This is a genomic window from Amycolatopsis sp. YIM 10, from assembly GCF_009429145.1.
In the GTDB taxonomy this organism is placed as follows: domain Bacteria; phylum Actinomycetota; class Actinomycetes; order Mycobacteriales; family Pseudonocardiaceae; genus Amycolatopsis.
Genome location: NZ_CP045480.1, coordinates 2,703,975 through 2,720,456, shown reverse-complemented (window position 1 = coordinate 2,720,456; position 16,482 = coordinate 2,703,975). Strand labels below are relative to the sequence as shown.

Annotated in this window: 35 protein-coding genes and 1 pseudogene; 3 read left to right on the top strand and 33 right to left on the bottom strand. The window is 70.6% G+C overall.

Annotated features, from left to right (window positions below; translation table 11 throughout):
• Window positions 1–24: 24 nt before the first annotated feature.
• The 31 genes from YIM_RS13290 to YIM_RS13150 all read right to left on the bottom strand — a co-directional run bounded on the left by YIM_RS13290 (window position 25) and on the right by YIM_RS13150 (window position 12,694).
• A complete protein-coding gene (locus YIM_RS13290; RefSeq protein WP_153030651.1) occupies window positions 25–282 on the bottom strand; it encodes a hypothetical protein in 258 nt (85 codons plus the stop codon).
• A complete protein-coding gene (locus tag YIM_RS13285; protein WP_153030650.1) occupies window positions 279–533 on the bottom strand; it encodes a hypothetical protein in 255 nt (84 codons plus the stop codon). Before YIM_RS13285 ends, YIM_RS13290 begins: the two co-directional genes overlap by 4 nt.
• Window positions 534–654: 121 nt before the next feature.
• On the bottom strand, window positions 655–1,032 hold the full coding sequence (locus YIM_RS13280) for a hypothetical protein (RefSeq protein ID WP_153030649.1): 378 nt from the start codon (window positions 1,030–1,032) through the stop codon (window positions 655–657).
• Between the two features lie 152 nt (window positions 1,033–1,184).
• Complete coding sequence (locus tag YIM_RS13275) at window positions 1,185–1,616, bottom strand: hypothetical protein (protein ID WP_153030648.1); 432 nt, start codon at window positions 1,614–1,616, stop codon at window positions 1,185–1,187.
• Window positions 1,617–1,743: 127 nt separating this feature from the next.
• The gene (locus YIM_RS13270; RefSeq protein ID WP_153030647.1) at window positions 1,744–2,049 is read right to left on the bottom strand and encodes a hypothetical protein; all 306 of its coding nucleotides are present in this window, start codon (window positions 2,047–2,049) and stop codon (window positions 1,744–1,746) included.
• 221 nt (window positions 2,050–2,270) lie between these two features.
• The gene (locus YIM_RS13265; RefSeq protein ID WP_153030646.1) at window positions 2,271–2,522 is read right to left on the bottom strand and encodes a hypothetical protein; all 252 of its coding nucleotides are present in this window, start codon (window positions 2,520–2,522) and stop codon (window positions 2,271–2,273) included.
• Window positions 2,519–2,746 (bottom strand): hypothetical protein, encoded by a 228-nt coding sequence (locus YIM_RS13260; protein WP_153030645.1) that lies wholly within the window; start codon window positions 2,744–2,746, stop codon window positions 2,519–2,521. The genes YIM_RS13265 and YIM_RS13260 overlap by 4 nt, the downstream gene beginning before the upstream one ends.
• 3 nt (window positions 2,747–2,749) lie before the next feature.
• Window positions 2,750–3,211, bottom strand: coding sequence for a hypothetical protein (locus tag YIM_RS13255; protein ID WP_153030644.1), 462 nt, complete (start codon window positions 3,209–3,211; stop codon window positions 2,750–2,752).
• A gap of 21 nt (window positions 3,212–3,232) precedes the next feature.
• Window positions 3,233–3,499: a hypothetical protein gene (locus tag YIM_RS13250; protein ID WP_153030643.1), complete on the bottom strand. Its 267-nt coding sequence runs from the start codon at window positions 3,497–3,499 to the stop codon at window positions 3,233–3,235.
• A 202-nt stretch (window positions 3,500–3,701) separates the two neighbouring features.
• Window positions 3,702–4,526, bottom strand: coding sequence for a hypothetical protein (locus YIM_RS13245; protein ID WP_153030642.1), 825 nt, complete (start codon window positions 4,524–4,526; stop codon window positions 3,702–3,704).
• 149 nt (window positions 4,527–4,675) lie between these two features.
• Window positions 4,676–5,563 carry a DUF2303 family protein gene (locus tag YIM_RS13240; protein WP_153030641.1) on the bottom strand — a complete coding sequence of 296 codons (888 nt, stop codon included), beginning with the start codon at window positions 5,561–5,563 and terminating at the stop codon, window positions 4,676–4,678.
• A complete protein-coding gene (locus tag YIM_RS13235; protein ID WP_228004703.1) occupies window positions 5,560–5,922 on the bottom strand; it encodes a hypothetical protein in 363 nt (120 codons plus the stop codon). Before YIM_RS13235 ends, YIM_RS13240 begins: the two co-directional genes overlap by 4 nt.
• Window positions 5,919–6,047 carry a hypothetical protein gene (locus YIM_RS49650; protein WP_255462914.1) on the bottom strand — a complete coding sequence of 43 codons (129 nt, stop codon included), beginning with the start codon at window positions 6,045–6,047 and terminating at the stop codon, window positions 5,919–5,921. The genes YIM_RS13235 and YIM_RS49650 overlap by 4 nt, the downstream gene beginning before the upstream one ends.
• The gene (locus tag YIM_RS13230; protein ID WP_153030640.1) at window positions 6,044–6,217 is read right to left on the bottom strand and encodes a hypothetical protein; all 174 of its coding nucleotides are present in this window, start codon (window positions 6,215–6,217) and stop codon (window positions 6,044–6,046) included. Before YIM_RS13230 ends, YIM_RS49650 begins: the two co-directional genes overlap by 4 nt.
• Window positions 6,214–6,414, bottom strand: a complete 201-nt coding sequence (locus YIM_RS13225; RefSeq protein WP_153030639.1) for a hypothetical protein — start codon at window positions 6,412–6,414, stop codon at window positions 6,214–6,216. Before YIM_RS13225 ends, YIM_RS13230 begins: the two co-directional genes overlap by 4 nt.
• On the bottom strand, window positions 6,411–7,214 hold the full coding sequence (locus YIM_RS13220; protein ID WP_153030638.1) for a hypothetical protein: 804 nt from the start codon (window positions 7,212–7,214) through the stop codon (window positions 6,411–6,413). The genes YIM_RS13225 and YIM_RS13220 overlap by 4 nt, the downstream gene beginning before the upstream one ends.
• Entirely contained in the window at window positions 7,211–7,633 is a 423-nt protein-coding gene (locus YIM_RS13215; RefSeq protein WP_153030637.1) for a hypothetical protein, read from the bottom strand. The genes YIM_RS13220 and YIM_RS13215 overlap by 4 nt, the downstream gene beginning before the upstream one ends.
• Window positions 7,633–7,767 (bottom strand): hypothetical protein, encoded by a 135-nt coding sequence (locus YIM_RS49645; protein WP_255462913.1) that lies wholly within the window; start codon window positions 7,765–7,767, stop codon window positions 7,633–7,635. The genes YIM_RS13215 and YIM_RS49645 overlap by 1 nt, the downstream gene beginning before the upstream one ends.
• Window positions 7,764–8,150 carry an HNH endonuclease gene (locus YIM_RS13210; RefSeq protein ID WP_153030636.1) on the bottom strand — a complete coding sequence of 129 codons (387 nt, stop codon included), beginning with the start codon at window positions 8,148–8,150 and terminating at the stop codon, window positions 7,764–7,766. Before YIM_RS13210 ends, YIM_RS49645 begins: the two co-directional genes overlap by 4 nt.
• On the bottom strand, window positions 8,147–8,836 hold the full coding sequence (locus YIM_RS13205; RefSeq protein WP_153030635.1) for a hypothetical protein: 690 nt from the start codon (window positions 8,834–8,836) through the stop codon (window positions 8,147–8,149). The genes YIM_RS13210 and YIM_RS13205 overlap by 4 nt, the downstream gene beginning before the upstream one ends.
• Complete coding sequence (locus YIM_RS13200; RefSeq protein WP_153030634.1) at window positions 8,833–9,396, bottom strand: hypothetical protein; 564 nt, start codon at window positions 9,394–9,396, stop codon at window positions 8,833–8,835. The genes YIM_RS13205 and YIM_RS13200 overlap by 4 nt, the downstream gene beginning before the upstream one ends.
• A gap of 21 nt (window positions 9,397–9,417) precedes the next feature.
• Window positions 9,418–9,828 (bottom strand): hypothetical protein, encoded by a 411-nt coding sequence (locus tag YIM_RS13195; protein ID WP_153030633.1) that lies wholly within the window; start codon window positions 9,826–9,828, stop codon window positions 9,418–9,420.
• Between the two features lie 77 nt (window positions 9,829–9,905).
• Window positions 9,906–10,154 carry a helix-turn-helix domain-containing protein gene (locus tag YIM_RS13190; RefSeq protein WP_153030632.1) on the bottom strand — a complete coding sequence of 83 codons (249 nt, stop codon included), beginning with the start codon at window positions 10,152–10,154 and terminating at the stop codon, window positions 9,906–9,908.
• Window positions 10,151–10,393: a hypothetical protein gene (locus YIM_RS13185; RefSeq protein ID WP_153030631.1), complete on the bottom strand. Its 243-nt coding sequence runs from the start codon at window positions 10,391–10,393 to the stop codon at window positions 10,151–10,153. The genes YIM_RS13190 and YIM_RS13185 overlap by 4 nt, the downstream gene beginning before the upstream one ends.
• Window positions 10,390–10,866 (bottom strand): hypothetical protein, encoded by a 477-nt coding sequence (locus tag YIM_RS13180; protein WP_153030630.1) that lies wholly within the window; start codon window positions 10,864–10,866, stop codon window positions 10,390–10,392. The genes YIM_RS13185 and YIM_RS13180 overlap by 4 nt, the downstream gene beginning before the upstream one ends.
• Window positions 10,866–11,288, bottom strand: a complete 423-nt coding sequence (locus YIM_RS13175; RefSeq protein ID WP_153030629.1) for a hypothetical protein — start codon at window positions 11,286–11,288, stop codon at window positions 10,866–10,868. The genes YIM_RS13180 and YIM_RS13175 overlap by 1 nt, the downstream gene beginning before the upstream one ends.
• Complete coding sequence (locus YIM_RS13170; protein ID WP_153030628.1) at window positions 11,281–11,577, bottom strand: hypothetical protein; 297 nt, start codon at window positions 11,575–11,577, stop codon at window positions 11,281–11,283. Before YIM_RS13170 ends, YIM_RS13175 begins: the two co-directional genes overlap by 8 nt.
• Window positions 11,574–11,750 (bottom strand): hypothetical protein, encoded by a 177-nt coding sequence (locus tag YIM_RS13165; protein ID WP_153030627.1) that lies wholly within the window; start codon window positions 11,748–11,750, stop codon window positions 11,574–11,576. The genes YIM_RS13170 and YIM_RS13165 overlap by 4 nt, the downstream gene beginning before the upstream one ends.
• A complete protein-coding gene (locus YIM_RS13160) occupies window positions 11,747–12,112 on the bottom strand; it encodes a hypothetical protein (RefSeq protein WP_153030626.1) in 366 nt (121 codons plus the stop codon). The genes YIM_RS13165 and YIM_RS13160 overlap by 4 nt, the downstream gene beginning before the upstream one ends.
• Window positions 12,113–12,188: 76 nt before the next feature.
• Complete coding sequence (locus YIM_RS13155; protein WP_153030625.1) at window positions 12,189–12,410, bottom strand: hypothetical protein; 222 nt, start codon at window positions 12,408–12,410, stop codon at window positions 12,189–12,191.
• A gap of 59 nt (window positions 12,411–12,469) precedes the next feature.
• The gene (locus YIM_RS13150; RefSeq protein WP_153030624.1) at window positions 12,470–12,694 is read right to left on the bottom strand and encodes a helix-turn-helix domain-containing protein; all 225 of its coding nucleotides are present in this window, start codon (window positions 12,692–12,694) and stop codon (window positions 12,470–12,472) included.
• 222 nt (window positions 12,695–12,916) lie between these two features.
• On the opposite strand from YIM_RS13150, the gene YIM_RS13145 reads away from it, so the two are divergent.
• Together YIM_RS13145 and YIM_RS13140 are read left to right on the top strand one after the other, a co-directional pair.
• A complete protein-coding gene (locus tag YIM_RS13145; protein WP_153030623.1) occupies window positions 12,917–13,441 on the top strand; it encodes a hypothetical protein in 525 nt (174 codons plus the stop codon).
• 145 nt (window positions 13,442–13,586) lie between these two features.
• Window positions 13,587–13,916 (top strand): hypothetical protein, encoded by a 330-nt coding sequence (locus tag YIM_RS13140; RefSeq protein WP_153030622.1) that lies wholly within the window; start codon window positions 13,587–13,589, stop codon window positions 13,914–13,916.
• Window positions 13,917–13,921: 5 nt separating this feature from the next.
• On the opposite strand, the gene YIM_RS13135 is transcribed toward YIM_RS13140, so the two are convergent.
• Entirely contained in the window at window positions 13,922–15,340 is a 1,419-nt protein-coding gene (locus tag YIM_RS13135; RefSeq protein ID WP_153030621.1) for a recombinase family protein, read from the bottom strand.
• Window positions 15,341–15,377: 37 nt separating this feature from the next.
• Between YIM_RS13135 and YIM_RS13130 the strand changes: the two are divergent.
• A pseudogene (locus YIM_RS13130) lies at window positions 15,378–15,626 on the top strand (MFS transporter); the annotation flags it as partial.
• A gap of 2 nt (window positions 15,627–15,628) precedes the next feature.
• On the opposite strand, the gene dapF reads toward YIM_RS13130, so the two are convergent.
• Window positions 15,629–16,453 carry a diaminopimelate epimerase gene (dapF, locus tag YIM_RS13125; protein WP_153030620.1) on the bottom strand — a complete coding sequence of 275 codons (825 nt, stop codon included), beginning with the start codon at window positions 16,451–16,453 and terminating at the stop codon, window positions 15,629–15,631.
• Window positions 16,454–16,482 lie beyond the last annotated feature (29 nt).

Genomic DNA, 16,482 nt, shown 5'->3' with positions numbered 1-16,482 from the left:
GCGCTCGTTGTCTCCTTGGGGTGGTCAGAACGGGGGCTCGTCGTGGAGCCGCGGCGGGCTGGCGGGTTCGGTCGGGATGGCCCACGGGTCGAAGGTCACCGGCGGCTGATCGCGGCGGATGCCGAGCAGTGCCCGGCCGTACCGGTCCTGCCATTTCGCGCGCCAGGCCTGGAACCGGGTGGGGTGGCATTCGCGGCAGCCGCCGTCGTTGCAGGCGTGGCAGTAGGGCTCTTCCTGGCACCTGCCGGTTGGTTCGTCGTCGTAGTCGTCGATGTCGGTCACGGCTGGTCCTTCGGGGTCGGCGCGTTCTTCGCACGGCGGGCGGCTTCGAGGGCCGGGTACACGTTGCGGCGGTCGATGTTGGCCGCGGCGCCGAGCTGCTCGCCGGTGGCGCCCGCTTCCTTCGCGACGAGTAGCGCCTGGTCGCGCTCGGCGCGCAGCCGCTCCACCTCGGCCTCGGCGTCGGCGAGGCGGCCGGCCACTTCGCGGACGGCGTCGAGTTCGGGCGGCGGCGGGGTTGGCTTGCGCGGCATGGGGTCGTATCCTCTCCGGTGGAGTTTCCTTCCGACCCCGGCTGGCGAAGCAGCGCCGCCGGGGTCTTTTCGTGGGTAGAGGCCGGGGGCGGCGCCTGGCTGGCACCGCCCCCGGTTTCAGTTATCCGATGATCGAGCCCAGCGTCCGGGCGTCAAGCCGTCCGCGAACGAAACGGACCTGGCATCCGAACTTGAACCGGGTGTCAGCGGCGTTGGTGATGCCCCGCCAGTTGTAGCGGTCCGCCACCTTGGTCACGCGGGCACGGATGCCCTGCGCGACGTAGTGCTCGAACTCGCGCTGGTCCTGGATGTGGGCCTGGACGGTGATCGTGTTGCCGTTCACCGCCACCACCAGGATCACCGTGGACGGGAGCAGACCTTCCTCCTGGTCGAGCTTGAGGTCTTCCAGGATGCGACCGGCGATCCGGTACAGGCCCTCCCCTGCGCTCTCGTGGTAGCGCACGCCGTAGAAACGGCCGTCCGGGTAGTCCTCCGTCATCGGAGTTTCCTTCCTCTATGGAGTTAGCCCCGTGTGGAACCGGGTGAAGCAGCACCCGGGCTCCGGGGCTTGTCCCTGCGGGACCCCTTAATTATGTGATGCCGCATCACACTTTGCAAGGGGGTTTCTGTGCTGTGCACATCACACTATGGTCACGCGGGCGAACCACCCAGCTCGCGGGCCTTCTCGGCCGCCAGCTCGGCCGCGCGCTCCGCGGTCGCGGCGAAGGCCTCCAGGTGCTGCCGGTTCTCGCCGTGCACCGCGCGGTTCAGCTCCGCAGCTTCCTCGTCGACGTGCACGCGTTCGGCCGGCATGTCGGCGGTGTCGATCACGATCCGGGACGCGCCCGCGAGCTTCTGCGGCTCGTCGAGGTCGAACCCTGCTCCCGGGGTGACCGTCGCCCGGCACCGCCACACGTGCGCCACGAACGCGGTGCCAGGCTTGACCTCCGTGACCGGCGCGAGCGCGTGCCCGGGTCCCAGTGCCTCGGCGAGCTTGGCCGCTTCGCCGGGATCGGACCAGGCGCCGACCAGTTCGGGCGCGGTGCCGCCGGTGCGCACGATCACCCAGAGTTCGTCCGTCATCAGCTCATCCTCCGTCGGCAGCCGGGTCGTCGCTCATCGTGCCCCAGGCGGAGCGTGATGTAGACCAGGTACGGCGGGGTGGTGATCCACCAGGACCGGACGGTCCACCAGGCCCAGCGCAGGCGGGTCACGATCTCGCCAGACGGGCGGGCGGGGTCCAGCCGAGCTTGAGCAGCGCGGCGTGGGTGGCGTCGTCGACGCCGATGTCGGCCAGGTCGCTGTCGAGGTAGATGACGCCGGGGATCATCCGGAGTGTGACCTCGGGGGGCCCGGTCGGGTGGAGGCTGACGTCCGCGTCCACCACGGTGTTGGCGATGTTGAGGTCGTCGACGAACAGCGCGGTGCGGTCGTTCTCCCGGTGGATGCGGACCGAGCGGCGGACGCTGGAGGGCGGCCGGGTGTCGGGCAGGGGCGGCATGGTCGGGTCGGGCACTTCGGGACTCCTTGGTTGTGGGGACTTCTCGTCTTGCGACGCGAGTTCAGGCCCGTAGACCGCGGCGGCCTGGTCGACGCCAGCGCATGACGCGCCGCGGTAGTGGCTGCGGTAGATCGTCCTGTGCTGACCTATCACCCCGCCGAGACGGAGGTGACGGAGTTCGCCGCACACGGGGCAGATCCCTCGCGGGACCGGCCCCGTGCGGCGGCCGCGGGTGGTCACGGCTCCCTGCCTTCCGGTGGGGTGTAGCACTGGCAGTGCGGGCGGATGCGGCGCTTCGGGCAGGTGTCCTCGTGGCGGGCGGCCTCGGCGTCGACGTCGTGCTCTGTCGGGACGGTCAGGTGGTAGGTGCCTGCGGGCAGGGTGGTCGGGTCGGTACCGGGTTCGGGCGGGTCGATGTCGAATCGAGCGCAGGGGCAGCCATCGCCGTCCCAGTACGGGCACAGCTCGGCGTTGCAGCGGGCGGTCACAGCTCGAACTCCGGCAGCAGCCCGGCGTCACGCAGGATGTGCGCGGCCACCTGGTGCTCGTCGGGCAGCGGCTCCAGGCCGTCGACCCATTCGTCCGAGGGCTTGACGTAGCCGAGTCGGCCGGCGAGGTGCAGGGCCAGGACCTCGACGCCCGGCCCCGTGACCTCGACGACGGTGTACCCGGCCTGCTCCACAGCCTGCTTGATCGCGTCGGTGTGGCTCATCGGTCACGCCCCCTCGGAGACCACAGGACCGGGAACGTCCGGGTCAGGCTCGACGCCCTGGCAGATCGCGCACCACAGCGGGCGCTTGTCGTGGCGGCACCGGTCGTGGACGCGGTTCGCCAGCTCCCCGATCACGCCGGCCAGATGGCCGCGCAGGGCTTCGCGGTCGGCGGTCGCCTCCTCCAGCTCGCGCCGCAGGCTGGCGACGTGATCCTGGAAGGCGGCGCGCGCGCAGGCCAGCTCCTCGGGCACCCGCGCCAACGCCACCAGGTCCCGGGCATACAGCGGCTGCTCGGTGGTGGGCACGGCGAACAGTCCGGAGATCCGTTCGACCGGGATGCGTCCGTCGCCCCACCACTCGACCACGGAGACCACTCGCTCAGCAGCGCGAGCCGGGTCTGGCAGCTCGCCGGGTATCTCGTCCTCGTCGATGCCGTCGGGCTGGCCGGGCAGTTCGTCGGTCACAGGGGAGTCCTTTCGGGACGGTCAGCCGAAGAGGCGGCGCAGCAGCTTGGCGAGCCAGCCGCGTTCGGTCGGGTCGGTGGTGTGCTCGGCGCTGGCGTCGACGGCGGGCTGTGCGAGCACCAGCTGGTGCTCGACGGTCAGCGGGCGCACGGTGCTCGGGGTCACCGGCGCGGGCTCCAGGCGCTCGCCGCCGAGGTCGGCGCGGCGGCACTCGTCGGAGCAGTGGTGGCGGTTGAGCCAGGTGAAGACGATCTCGGTGCAGCCGCGGCGGGCGCAGGTGGCGGGCATGGGCTCGGGTCCTGTTCGAGTCGGAGGGGGTGCGGCGGGCAGTCGACGCGTTTGCCGCGGCTGGGCTTGGTGCAGCTCTGGCCGATCGCGGCGCCGCAGTGCGGGCACTTGCGCAGCAGCGGGTTGGTCTCGATCCGGCCGCGCTCGACGCCGGTGCGCGTCCAGCGCCACAGGCCGTGCGGACCGTGGACGGCTCGGCGGGTCACGGGGGCTCACCGGCGGGCTGGAGCCGCCGGGCCGGGGTGTGGTCGCAGCGTTCGCCGATGACGCCGTGCCGCTTGCCGTCGGGGTGCCAGCGCCAGCCGTCGCCGTCGCACCAGGTGCAGGCGCGGATGGCCAGCGCGGTGGTGCGGGCGTGGTCGCGCTGCCACTGCTCGGCGGCTTGGCGGGCTTCGGCGCAGGCCCGGCAGGGCGGCGGGTCGTCGTGGTTGGCGTGCCGGGCGCAGCGGGTTGGGGGCGGGGTGGTTGCGCGCGCGTTGGCTTCAGGGAGCTTCCCCCCCAAGGTGACCCCCTTCTTTTTCTCTGTCTCTGTCTCTGTCTCTGTCTCTGGCGACGTTTCGCGACCGGTTTGCGATCGCGGGTGCGAGTCGCCTCCGCGATCGCTGTCCGATCGCACCTGCGATCGGTTGCGCGAGGGCGGTGGACTGTCCACACAGAACTCACAGGTCTCGTCGTGGGTGCCGGTGTCGCGGTGCCACCGGTTGTGGTTACCCAGCTGACCGGCGCGGCGCTTGGCGTCGATCTTCTCGGCGATCAGCGCGGCCGAACGCTGGTGTTCGAGGTAGTCGTGCATGACGATGTGGTCGGCGTAGACCTCGGCCAGGCGCGCGTCGACGAGTTCGGCGCGCGCCTTGGAGGTGCCGCGTTTCAACCAGACCTTCAGCGGCACACGCCCGTCGGTCGTGTGCCGCGAGCACCAGGCCCACGTGGTGACGAGCAGGCGGAAAGCCTTGTCACTCAGGGGATCGATCTTCGGGTGGTCCTCGATCCCGTCGTGGACGCGGATGTAGGTGCGAGTGTCCGCCATGCGGCAGGGTGCTCCCCTCGTGCTCGGGCGCGCCGCGCTCCGGGGTTCTCCCGATGCACGGCCGGTTGTGTAGTGGGTGTGCGGGTGGAATCCGGGGCGCCCCGCAGCGCGCGGGCGAACGGGGCGCCCCGGTGGTCAGGTGGAGCCGGTCAGTTGTGCGGGCGGACCGGTTGCGGCGGGGTGCCGAGGTGCACGGGCATGTCGCCGCCGCGCGGGGTGTCCTTCAGCCCGTCGCGGATCACGGTGCACAGCTCGGCGAACGCATCCCGCTTGACCAGATCGGGCCGGTGCAACTTGAACCCGATCGACAGCTGGCCGTCGTCGAGGCTCCAGCGCAGCCGGGCAGCGACCTGGACGGGTGGCATGCCGAGGAACGGCGCGATGGCCACCACGAACTCGCGCGGGACGTCGATCTGCCCGGCCTTCGGGGTCTTCGCCTTGGTCTCCTCGCTGTAGGACAGCTGCACGTCGCCGGTGTCGAGGTTGATCGCCGAGGAGTACTCGGCCTTCTTGTGCGCCTTGAACTCCAGCGCGACCTCCAGCAGCGAGGCGCCGTCGGGCTGGATGAACACGGTGGCGTAGTCCTGGAGGAACTCGGCGAACTGCACCTGTGTCAGGTACTTGCCGTCGTGGCGGGCGAAGGCCAGCCAGTCCGGGTCGTCCTGGAGCTGGAGCACCGCGGTGTGGTCGCGCCACCCGGCGTTCTCGTTGTCGGCGTGGTCGTTGAGCACCGCGGTGAACCGGGCGTCCTTCTCCGTGCCCCACACGGTGGTGTAGCCGTCGCCGAGGCGGCGCACGTAGTCGACGAAGGACGACGGGTCGTGGAGCGTGGCATTGCCGCGCGGCCGGACCGGGTCCGGCAGCCACCCTTCGAAGTTGGTGGCGTGCAACTGCTCGTCGCTGCGCAGCACCCGAACCACGACGTTCGAGGTGGTGTCGAGGGGGTACGGCTCCGGCGGGGTGGCGGCCTCGACACGGCGGGCGAGGCTCTCGACGAGGGCGTGGCTGCCCTCGTCGACGAGTTCGGTGCTGGTCACTTCGTGATCTCCTTGCTGCCCGTCACGATCTGCTCGAACAGGGTGGGCTGAGTGGGGTTGTCGCGGTGGAGCGCGCCGGTCTCGTCGGCGAAGTAGATCGAGGCCTTGCGGTCGAACGCGGGGAGCTTGCGCTTGATCTCGTCGGCAATGATCACCGCGCCGTCCACGTTGGCCTGTGGCTTGACCGTGAGCGTGAGCTGGAGCGTCCCGGCCTTGCGGGTCTTGAGCACCTCGGCGACCAGCTCCTTGAGCTTCGCGCCGAGCTCGCGGTTCGGTCGGCCCTTGTTCAGCTCGTAGAGGAACAGGGCAAACGGGGTGTCTTCCTCCGCCTGCGTGTCCTGTGTGGACTCGATGGTCACGCGGTTTTCCTTTCACTGTGCGGTGTTGCGCCCGGAGCGGGCAGGGTGATCTCGGGCAGGGGCACGCTGTCGATGTCGCGGCGCCAGGCGAGCAGCGCGGCGAACAGCTGGAGTTCGGTCGTCATCGGAATCGCTTCCTGGTCAGGGCCGCCTCGGCGGCGGCGCGGGCATCGGTCATCTCGGTGAAGTCGGGTGTGGTGCCCTGGCGGCGCGTGGCGGTCGCGGTGCGGGCGAGGCTGCGCAGCGCCTCGTGCCAGATGTGCCGCCGACGCCGCCACGCCTCGCGGGTGCTCACTGCCCGCGCCGGTGCGGGCGCTGCGGCCACCGCTCGCGCACCTGGTCGCGGCCCGGACCGGCGCCGAGCGCCGCCTTGGCGCGGGAGGCCAGGAACGTGGCGTCCTCCTGCGCGTGGGCGTGCTCGTCCTCGCTCGGCGCCTCGGCGAGCAGGTAGCGCAGCAGCCGGTTGGTCGCGTTCGCCTCGCTGATGTTCATGCGGGCCACCCCTCCAGCTCGGCGCGGATCCGGTCGCGCAGCGCGGTGTCCCACGGCCCGGTCTCCGGCGGTTCCTCCGGGCCGACCAGCTCGGCCGCGGCGAGTTCGGCCCACGGGTGCGGCTTGCCGCACGAGCACGGCCCGGGAGCCTGCGCGGGGTCGGGCCACGGGTAGCTGTGCATGTGCTGGCGCTCGGCCACCAGGCGCTCGGCGTCGAGGAGGTCAGCCAGCTCGGCCGCGCCGGTGTTCGCGGCGTGCAGCTGGCCGCGCAGCATCTCCACCTCGGTCGTCAGCCGCGTGATCGTCGCCGCCTGCTCCTCGCTCCTCGCGGCCTCGTGCCGGGTGCGCTCCTGGCGGTACACCTCGGCACGAGCCTCGACATCGGCCAGCGCGGCCGTGTGCTCGGCAACCAGCGCGGCCTCGCGGCGGGTCGCCTCCTCGAGGAGACCGGCCAGCCGCGCCGCTTCGGCGGCCTCGGCGTCGCGCTGCTGGCTGAACTTGTCGGCGCGGGCTTCGAGCTCTTCGAGCGCGGGCAACTCGGCGGTCAACCGCTGGATCTCGGCGGTGGCGTCCTCCAGCTGGCGGTCGGCGTCGGCCAGGCGCTGCCGCAGCTGTTCCAGCTCGGCCAGGTCGGCCGCCGATGCCGGCGGGCGCCCGGCCAGCAGTGGCTCGACCGCGCGGGCGAAGGTGGCGATGTGGTCGGGCGGGAGCGGCTCGTCGCCGCAACGGTCGGCCAGGCGCGCATCCGCGCGGCGCAGCACGTCCTCGATCTCCGGCACGCGGGTGACGGTGGCGGTCATCGGGCACGCATCTCGGTCAGCGGCCCGTCCACGCACAACGGGGTCGGCGGCCAGCTGTTGCCGATGCGAGGCACGACGTCCTCGACGGTGCCCGCCCAGTACCAGCCGCCGCCGTCGCACCGCTTGAGGTAGCCGTCACCGGTGCGGGTCGGGGCGTGCAGCGCGGTCACCGACGGCTCGGGCTCCGGCCCGTCCGGCGCGAACACCCGGGGCGCCGGGCGCTGGGCGTCGAACCATGCCTTCGCCTCCAGCATCGCCTCGGCGTGCGCGGCGTCGTCGCGGCGGTAGCTGCTGGTAATCGCGGCCCGCAGCGGGACGGGCAGGCGACGCCACCCGGCCGCGCAGCAGTACCGGGTGAACGCGATCCGCGCGCCGCACCCGCACGGGCAGGCGTGGGTTGGATGCGCGCGGCGGGGCATCACGCACTCCCGAACAGGTAGGCCGCCAGGTCGACCAGCGCGGGCACGAGCAGCGACAGCGCGCAGAACAGGGCGACTAGCAGCAGCCCGGCGACCACGATGCACGGGGCCATCGGAGTGGGTTTGGTGCTCACGACAGAGCCTCCTCAATGGACTTGGCGCGGGCGGTGCCGGGCGGAACGAACTCGACGTCACCGTCGTCGCGCAGCAGCACCAGCCCGCGAGCCAGAAGGACTGGGATCTCGGAGGGCAAGCGGATGCCCTCGCGGACGAGCCAGCCCATGGTTTCGATGAACGCACGCTGCCCGCGGGTGTTGGTGACGAACTCGTGGCACGGCGAGCAGAGGTGCAGCAGGTTGGCGGGCAGGTTGATCCACCGCCGGACGGTGCCGCCCATCTTGCGGCCGCACCGGTGGTGGACCTCCGTGGCGGCAGCGCGCCCGCACTTCTCGCAGATGCCCGCGGACCGGGTCCAGATCGTGGCGCGCACGTCCTCGGACACCTGCTGCGCGGTCACGGCTGGCTCTCTTGCAGGTGCTTCTTGTACTCGGCCAGCACGGCCACCCCGGCGCGCAGGATGTTCCCGCCCTGCGACCAGGTGGTGAAGTCCTCGGCCACCGCCGCGGTGTCCCAGCCACAGGTCTTGCCGAGTCCCGCGATCTCGGCGCGCAGCACGGTGCGCTGGTCCTCCTCGCGCAGCTTCGGCTTCTCGGCCCGGCTGACTGGAGTGGCCTCGACCGGCGCGGCGGGCTCCTTCTTCCACAGGTCCAGCGCCGCCCCGAACCGCATCGCCGCGTTCTTGATCGCGTCGCCGATGGTGGCCTTCATGCTGTCGCCGCCGTGGTGGCCGCCGCCGCCCTCGTGCCCGTACCCGTAGCGGGTCATCCCGCCGACGGTCAGCCGGATCCACAGGCCGCCCTTGTCGTCGAGCGCGGGCAGGCCGTGCGGGCTAAACGCGACCGGCTCCCAGGACCACAACGGGTCGACGTTGAGCAGGCGTTCGGTGATGTGGGCGTGGCCGACGTAGTCGAGGTGGATGTGCGCGGTGGACACGAATGCCTTGCAGGTGCTGCACTTCTTGCGCTCGTGGGCGTCGCAGTCCTTCTTCGGGTCCGAGCACGCCCGGCAGGTGACCTTCGGGAGCTTCCCGATCTCCTTGCCGGTGAACGGTTCCCGCAGCGCGGTCAGGATCTCCTTGTTCATGCCGCACCGCCCGGCAGCTCGCGCGGCGCGAGCGTTTCGAGCGACAGCTCGCCGGTGCGGAACAGCTCGATCACCTCGGCCAGCGCGCCGGGGGCGGCCAGCGCGGACACGTGCGACGCCTTCTCGATCACCGCCACACCAGGGATGTCGGTCTCCGCGCCAGGGCCGACCGGCGCGCCGACCGCCGCCGAGCGGGTCCTGAGTTCGCGCAGGAACTCCTTGTCCACCGAAGTCGTCTCGCGCAGCAGGTGCGGAGCGTGGGTGAACAGCACGTCCACCACCTCGCGGACGCTGCCGCCGATCTCGTGCGTGGTCTTCAGCGCCTCCGGGTAGGCCTCGGCCACCCACGCCTGGAACGCGGGCTCGTCGACGACTTCGACGGTCGGAGCGGGGTCCTGCTTGGACACCGTGGCCAGCTTCATGTTGTTGCGCGGGGAACGAGCGACGAGGCGGTCGCCCCGGCCCAGCTGCTTGTCGGCGTCGACGCGGATCTGGTCGTAGCAGGCGTTGAAGAAGTCCCGGAGGATCTTCGCCAGCCCGACCTGGAAAGCGATGTTCATCGGTTGCGCGGTCCTTCTCGGTCAGTGCTCGTCGACGGCGGGCAGGTGGCGGGCGAAGACGCCCTGCACGTAGTGGGGCTCCAGCGTTTCCGCGGCGTGGCAGGCGTCGAGCAGCTCGCTCCCGATCGCGAACAGCTCCGGAGCCGCGGCCGACCTGCGGGTGACGTGCGGCGCCGGGCTCTCGCCGTAGGCGGCCAGCAGCTGGTGCATCTCGCCCGGCGAGGCCTCGGCCCCGATGCCGGCGAGCTGATCGAGCAGCGGGCCGACCACCGCGTACGCGGCGCGGGCCTGCCAGCTCTCGCGGGTCTCGGGGTGGCCGTCGTCGGCGTGCTGTCGCTCGCCGAAGGAACCGGGGTAGGCGATCGCGGCCCGCAGGGCGTCGATGATGTCCTGGGCGGGCGGGTGGTCGCTGGTGAAGTGGACGCTGGTCACGGGGTTGCTCCTCGATGGCAGGTAGTGGGGTGGGAAGCCTCGGCCGGGAGGAGGGGTGTCCCGGCCGAGGCGGGTCATCAGGTGCGCCGACGCCAAGCGGCGTCGTCCTCGCGCCGGATGCCGAGGATGTCCAGCACGGAGCAGCGCAGGCACTGCGCCAGGGCGGCCAGCTCGTCCGCCCGCACGAACCGGCCACCGCTCTCGATCTTGTGGACGGTCGACTGGTGGTAGCGGGTGTGCCCGCGCGCCTGCATCGCCTCCGCCAGCTGCACCTGGCTGAGGTTCGCGGCGGCGCGCAGCTTGGTGATCCGGTGACCGATGCTCATGCCGTGGACCGCCGGAGGTAGCCGATCGGGGGCAGGGGGCGGGTGTGCCCGCACGACCACCGCACGGCCAGGAGGTAGACGTCCATCCACGACTGCACGCCGCAGCGCGGGCAGGGGAACGTCGCGTCCGCGCGGTTCAGCTTCCGGCCGAGCATCTGCTTGGTGCTGTCGTCCGGAACCCACTCGATCGCGATACCCGGGGGCAAGGCCGCCTTGGGCCAGGTGGACGCCGTGCTCACTCGGTCGCCGCCGCACTGTCCGAAGAGGACGGCAGCGCCGCCGGGGTGGTGGCCTGCGCGAGCAGCGGCGTGCACCGCCACTCCACGATCTCGACCTCTTCGAGCACCTCGACCTCGGGCACCTGGGCAACCAGGATCGGGTCCGGCACCTTCTTGGTGATCACCTCGGTCCCGGTCACGACGCGCTCGCACACGTCACCGCGCGGGGCCAGCGCCGAAAAGCCAGACGCTCCGAAATGGATCTGGAGGTCGTACACATCGCTCGCGGCTTCCTTCTCGACCCGGGCGCCGAGACGCAGGGCCGCCCTGGCCAGCTCGCCAAGCTCGGCCGCCGACCGGAGGTGCCAGATGTTCGGGGTGAACGGAGCGCGCAAGTAGCACGCTTCGATCTCCGGCGTGGCCTCGATCAGGTCGGCCAACCGCCGCAGCGCCTCGGCCTGCTGGACGTGCAGCGGCTTGTCCTCGGTGGCCATCAGCCCGCCACCTCCACCCGGATGTCGCGGTTGGAGTTGCGGTCCTGCTCGGTGAGGGCCTGGTTCACCGCGCCCAAGGCGCACGCCCGGCACCCGCAGGTCTCCGCCACGTCCAGCGGGTTGCTGTACGGGGTGTCCGGGGCGGGCTCGCCGTAGATCCGGACCGAGGTGACCGCGCCGAACTGCTGGCACCACTCGCACTGCTGCCCGGCGAAGTGCGGATCGACGGTCACGACCACGCCGCGCATCGCGCGCAGCTCGTCGACCACCGTCAGCTCACCGAGCGCGGGCAGGATCTCGGTCGGCTCGCCGCAGTCGTGGCGCCGGTGCCGCCCGGCCGAGGCCTGCGGCACCACGCGCCCGACCAGCGCGGCCAGGTCGCCGGGGACCGGCACGGCGGCCGGGGCAGTCAGGTCAGTCATCGGGGTTCACGTCCTTCTCGACAGCGGCGGCGGTGGTGTCGTAGAGCGGGGTCGGCTCTCCGACCAGGTGCACGGGCAGCGGGGGCGCGTCCTCGAACAGGCCGCGCTGGTCGGCCCCGATGTCCGGGCCGCAGTCGGTGCAGGTGACAGCCTGGGTTGTCACGTAGTAGTGGGTGCCGCGCTGGTTCTGCGAGCCGCTACGGCAGAGCGGGAAGGGAACCGGGCTGGCCGGGTTCCCGGCGTGCACGACGGCGTTACGGCCCAGGGCCCGGACGTTGCGCGCGTTCACCGGCCACCGCCGATGCGCAGGCAGGTGTGGCAGGTGATCGGCGCGGTGGTCGGCTGCTTCGTGCGCTTGTGCCAGAAGCGGGAGTCCGACCCGCACCGCAGGCCGCCGGTCTCCTGGTTGAAGCCGTGCACCAGGCGGCCCTTGCCGACGGTGTAGTTCGTGAGCGTGCTCATCGGGCCACCACCGCGGCTGCCAGCGCGCCGACGGCCAGGCCCACGGCGGCCACGCCGAGCACCACGAACACCGGGTGCACCGCCCAGCCCGGCGGCGGCCCGGCCACGCTCCGCTGGTCACCGCCCCGGCGCGGGTCCGGCGCGTCGGTGATCCGGACGGTCATCGGCGCGAACACCACCGCCGCGTCGGCGGCGAGCGTGCGCAGCGGCCGGGTGAGCACCGCGCCGAGCAGTTCGAGCCACAGCATCAGCGGCGCCCGCCGGACGAAGTCGGTCTGCCGCAGGTGCCGGTACCGGTCCACCGGCTGGGCCGGGGGCTGGGCCTGCTTGGCGGCCGGTCTACTACGGTTGGACCTGGTCATGAGAGTTCTCCCATCTCTATCTCTCGTGGCTGGCGCGGTCCGGTGTTCCAGCACCGGCCGCGCGTTTTTCGTTGGGTCAGGCGATCGCCAGCGCGCCGGGCGCGTGCTCGCGGATCTGTTCAGCGGCAGGGGCGAGCAGGAAGCGCACCCGCTCGGCCTGCTCGTCGGTCAGCGGGGCGAAGCGGGCTAGCAACTGTTCGGCGTGCTCCCGCATCGCCGGGTCAAGATCGGCGATCCGCCTTGGCCTGCCTGGCGGGTCCGCCGGGGGCTGGCGCGGCGGGTTTGGCACGTCCGGCACGGTCGGAGGGTTCCGGGTCGGCGGGCGCGTGTCGCGCGGCCCTGTGGCGACGACCTTTCTCATGTCTTCGCCCTGGCAGGAGCGTCGGGCAGCCGCAGATGCTTGGCGGGTAAGCCGAGTTCGAGGGCCAAGCGCTGCAACACCTCGATCGACGCGGTGGCATGCCCGCTCTCGATGTTGGCCAGGTGCTGCGGCTTCACGTTGGCCCGCCCGGCGAGTTCGGCGAGCTTCCAGCCACGCTTCTGTCGTGTGGCTCGGATGAGCTGGCGGTTGGGGGTGGGCATACAGGAGAGATTAGGAAGGTTTCGGAAGTAAGTCAACCCACTTGGCGGAACTTTTAGGAAGGAGGGTTGCGGCAACCGCTCCAGACGTGGATGGTTGGGCGTCGACGACACGAGGAAGGAAAGGGAAGAAAGATGACAGAACACGAGGTTTCACGAAGGCCCAGGGTTGCCTCAAGTTGCCTTCCGCTTTCTTCCTCGCGGAAGATGCGGCACCCTGAGCGCATGGTGGACCGCAAAGCGCTACTCGGCAGTGCCGTCCGCAACGCGCGGAAGAAGGCTGGGTTCAACACGCTCCAGGAGTGGGCCGCACACCTCGACATCAGCGACCGCACCCTGGGCGACCTCGAACGCGGCCATGGCGCCGGCCCGAACACGCTCGCCGACGTCGAGAACGCCCTGGGCTGGAACCCCGGCAAGAGCCGGCGCTTTCTCGACGGAGAGGAAGACCTGGAGGACATGCCAGCGCCGCCCCAGCGGGCACAGGCCGAACCAGACGACGACGCGCGGGGGCGCGCCGCGGTCAAGGTGCTGCTACAGCCGACGCTGGCCGACCTGCTCGCGGAGGCCTCGGCCGCCTACCAGGTCGACCCAGCAGAGGCCGAGGACTGGCTGCTACGCGTGCTCACTATCCGGCGCAAGGCGCGCGAACGTGATGGCCAGGACCAGGCGGTCGCCGAGCGTGCCCGCCAGACGGCCGCCGCCCGTAGCCGCCAAAGGCAGGCACAAACCGGACAAACTCGGTCGTAACCTGATCGCAATATTGGATTAGGCCACCTGGGTATTCCTTGCTTCTGCGAACTAACTCATCTCAGCTCGGTGACGACAATCGGGGGGGTGTAACACCCCGAACGGGCTAAGCCCGATACCACCACAACGAGGGGATGTAGTTCGCATGCGCACCGAGGGGCCGAAGCCAGTCACCACCAAGGTCAAGCCGACCCACCTGTGGGTCGCCGCGCTGATCGCGACAGCGATCACCATGATCGGAGGTGTCGCAATGCTGGCCGTGCCACTGGCTGGCTGGCACCCCGTCATGCTCCCGCTGGCGCTCATCGTCATGCTGACTGGCTGGGGCACCGTCGGTATCGCCGCCATCGTCAGACACCTTGAACAGTTCATCCTGGCGTGCACCGACTACGCGATCGCCCGCGACCGCGAAGAAGCGGTCAGCGTGCGGTCGACGGTGCACGCCGCCGAGCGGTTCCTACGCGACGGCCACTAGCGCCGCTAGCCGATAGGCGTGATGTCGACGCGGTTCGGGTCAATCTTCCCCGCCTCCCTGGTGTAGCCCTTCGGGTTGTTCGGCATGATCGACACCACCGCAACCGCGGTGATCACGGCTCGCCGACGCTCCACCGTCGACGCCAGGAAGGCGCGGCCCGGATCGGGCGCGTCCGCGATGCCAGCGAGCGTCGACCCAGCGGACAGCTCAGCCACCTTCGCTTGTGCACGTTCGAGTGCACCAGTGAGGGAGGCACGTGCTTCCGACCACTCCTGCTCGTCGATTTCGTTCGCCCCGTAGAGGGCGGCCAACTGTTTCTTGCGGTTGCCGAGCGCAGTTAACTCAGCTTGCGCAGAACGCAGCTCATCCGGATCAGCAGATGGGAGCAGAGACACGTTCTCTCTGCGCAGCAGGTCGGCGATCACAGCATTGACCAGATCGTCGACAGGCTCAGCGATGATCGTATTATGGTTGACCGCGCGACAGCGGTACGCCGGTTGAAGAATCTTCCTCTTCGGACTCCAAACAGAATTACTGCGCATCGTGGCCTTACCGTCGCATTTCCCGCAGTAGTAGCCGTTCGATCCCTGCCACTTCAGAGACAGGTTTCCTTTTGGGCGGCGCTCCGGGTCGTCCAACATGCTCTTGAGCGCACGCCATTGGGCTTCCGACACGATCGGAGCCCAGGTGGCATTCCCCACGACTTGGCGTCGGTGCACCGACAGCCCCGCATTGCGAGGCCGCATGAGCACCGACCGCACGGACGCCGGAATCCATTCCTTTGCTCCCTGGGGCGGTTTGAGCCCAAGTTCGTTCCACGCTCGGGCGACGGAACCGATCGAGGCTCCCGCAAGCACGTCCTGTATCGCGCGCGCGATGGCCGCGATCTCAGCGGGGCGGGGCGTCAGCCCGTCCGAATCAAAGCCGAACGGACGGGGGCCGCCCAGGAACAGGCCATCCCGCGCGAGCTCGGTCATCTTCTCCACGAGTCGCTCGCTCGCGTGCTCCGACTCGTAGCGGGCGTCCACGGCCCGGTTCCGGGCATCCTTCCTCCCCCACGCGGTCGTGAGGTCGAGCGTGCCCGCCTGCTTGGCGTACGTCGGGATGTTCCGCGGCTGGCAGAGATCGATGTAGTTCTCCAACTCCATAGGGTCACCGTGTCGGTGCAGACGGTCGGTGTGCCAGCACAGAACAGCGTCCGCCTCACCGGCTTCGATGAGTGCAAGAAGTCGGCGGTATCCCGGGCGAGGCTTGCCGCTGTACGCCGACAGGTCGTTGTCCGCGAACACGGCTACCACCGTCCACCCGCGCTTGCGCGCCATCTCCCGGCACTCGAACTCCTGGCGGTCCACCCCCAGGTGGGCGCCGATCCGGTCCTTGGAGATGCGGCAGTAGATCACTACACGAACGATCGTCGAAGTCACGTCCGATAGTGTGAACCGTACATGTCACCCTTGACAAGTAGCCCAGGTCAGCTACCGGCAGGCGATCTGCCCGGACCGGCTGCTCGGGCGGATGAACGCGAGCGTGCGGTTCGTGGTCTGGGGCGTGCTGCCGCTGGGCTCGATGCTCGGCGGGGTACTGGGCGAGTTCGCCGGGATCCGGAACACGCTGTGGGTGGCCGGTGCGCTGGAGGCGCTGGCCGTGGTCTGGGTGCTCGCCTCACCGCTGCGGCGGATGCGCGACATCCCGGTGGCGGTCAGCGCCTGACCTCAGGCGTTGGCCGACCACCAGGCCTCGTCCAGCTCACCCCTGGCGACGATCTCGGCGGGCCCGGTGAGGGTGGATTCGCCGTGCGCCACCGTGACGACCACGCGACCACCGGGAATGTCGACCACGGACTCGGCGGTTTCGAGCCCGGCCAGGTGCTGCGCGGCGGCCACCACGGCCACCGTGCCGGTGCCGCAGGCCCGCGTCTCGCCGACGCCGCGCTCGTAGACCCGCATGCGCAGATGTCCCTCACCGAGCGCGTTGACGAACTCCAGGTTCACCCCATCGGGGAAGAAATCGCGGTCGTACGCCGGCTGATCGCGCAGGTCGAGCCCGGCCACGTCGTCCTCGGTGAACGACACCAGGTGCGGATTGCCCACGTCCACCGCGACCCCGGAGAACGACTGCTCGCCGACCATGGTCACCGACGAGCCGGTGATCGTGGCCGGTCCCATTTGGACGGTCACGGCGCCGTCGGGGCGCACCACCACCGGGCGGTCGCCCGCCCGGGTGCCGATGACGAACTCCGGCCCCTCGGCCAGGCCCGCGTCGACCAGGTAGCGGACGAAAACCCGCACGCCGTTGCCGCACATCTCGGCAATCGATCCGTCGGCGTTGCGATAGTCCATGAACCACTCGCCCGCCGACTCCACGCCCAGATCGGCCGCGCGCACCACCCGCAGCACGCCGTCCGCGCCGATGCCGCGCTGGCGATCGCAGAGGGCGGCGACCCGCGCCGGGGTCAGGTCCAGCCGTGCGGCCGGGTCGGGGAGCAGCACAAAATCGTTCTGCGTGCCGTGCCCCTTGAGGAATTCGATACCGCCCATAATCAAAGTTTATCCCGCCCGTCTCCCGC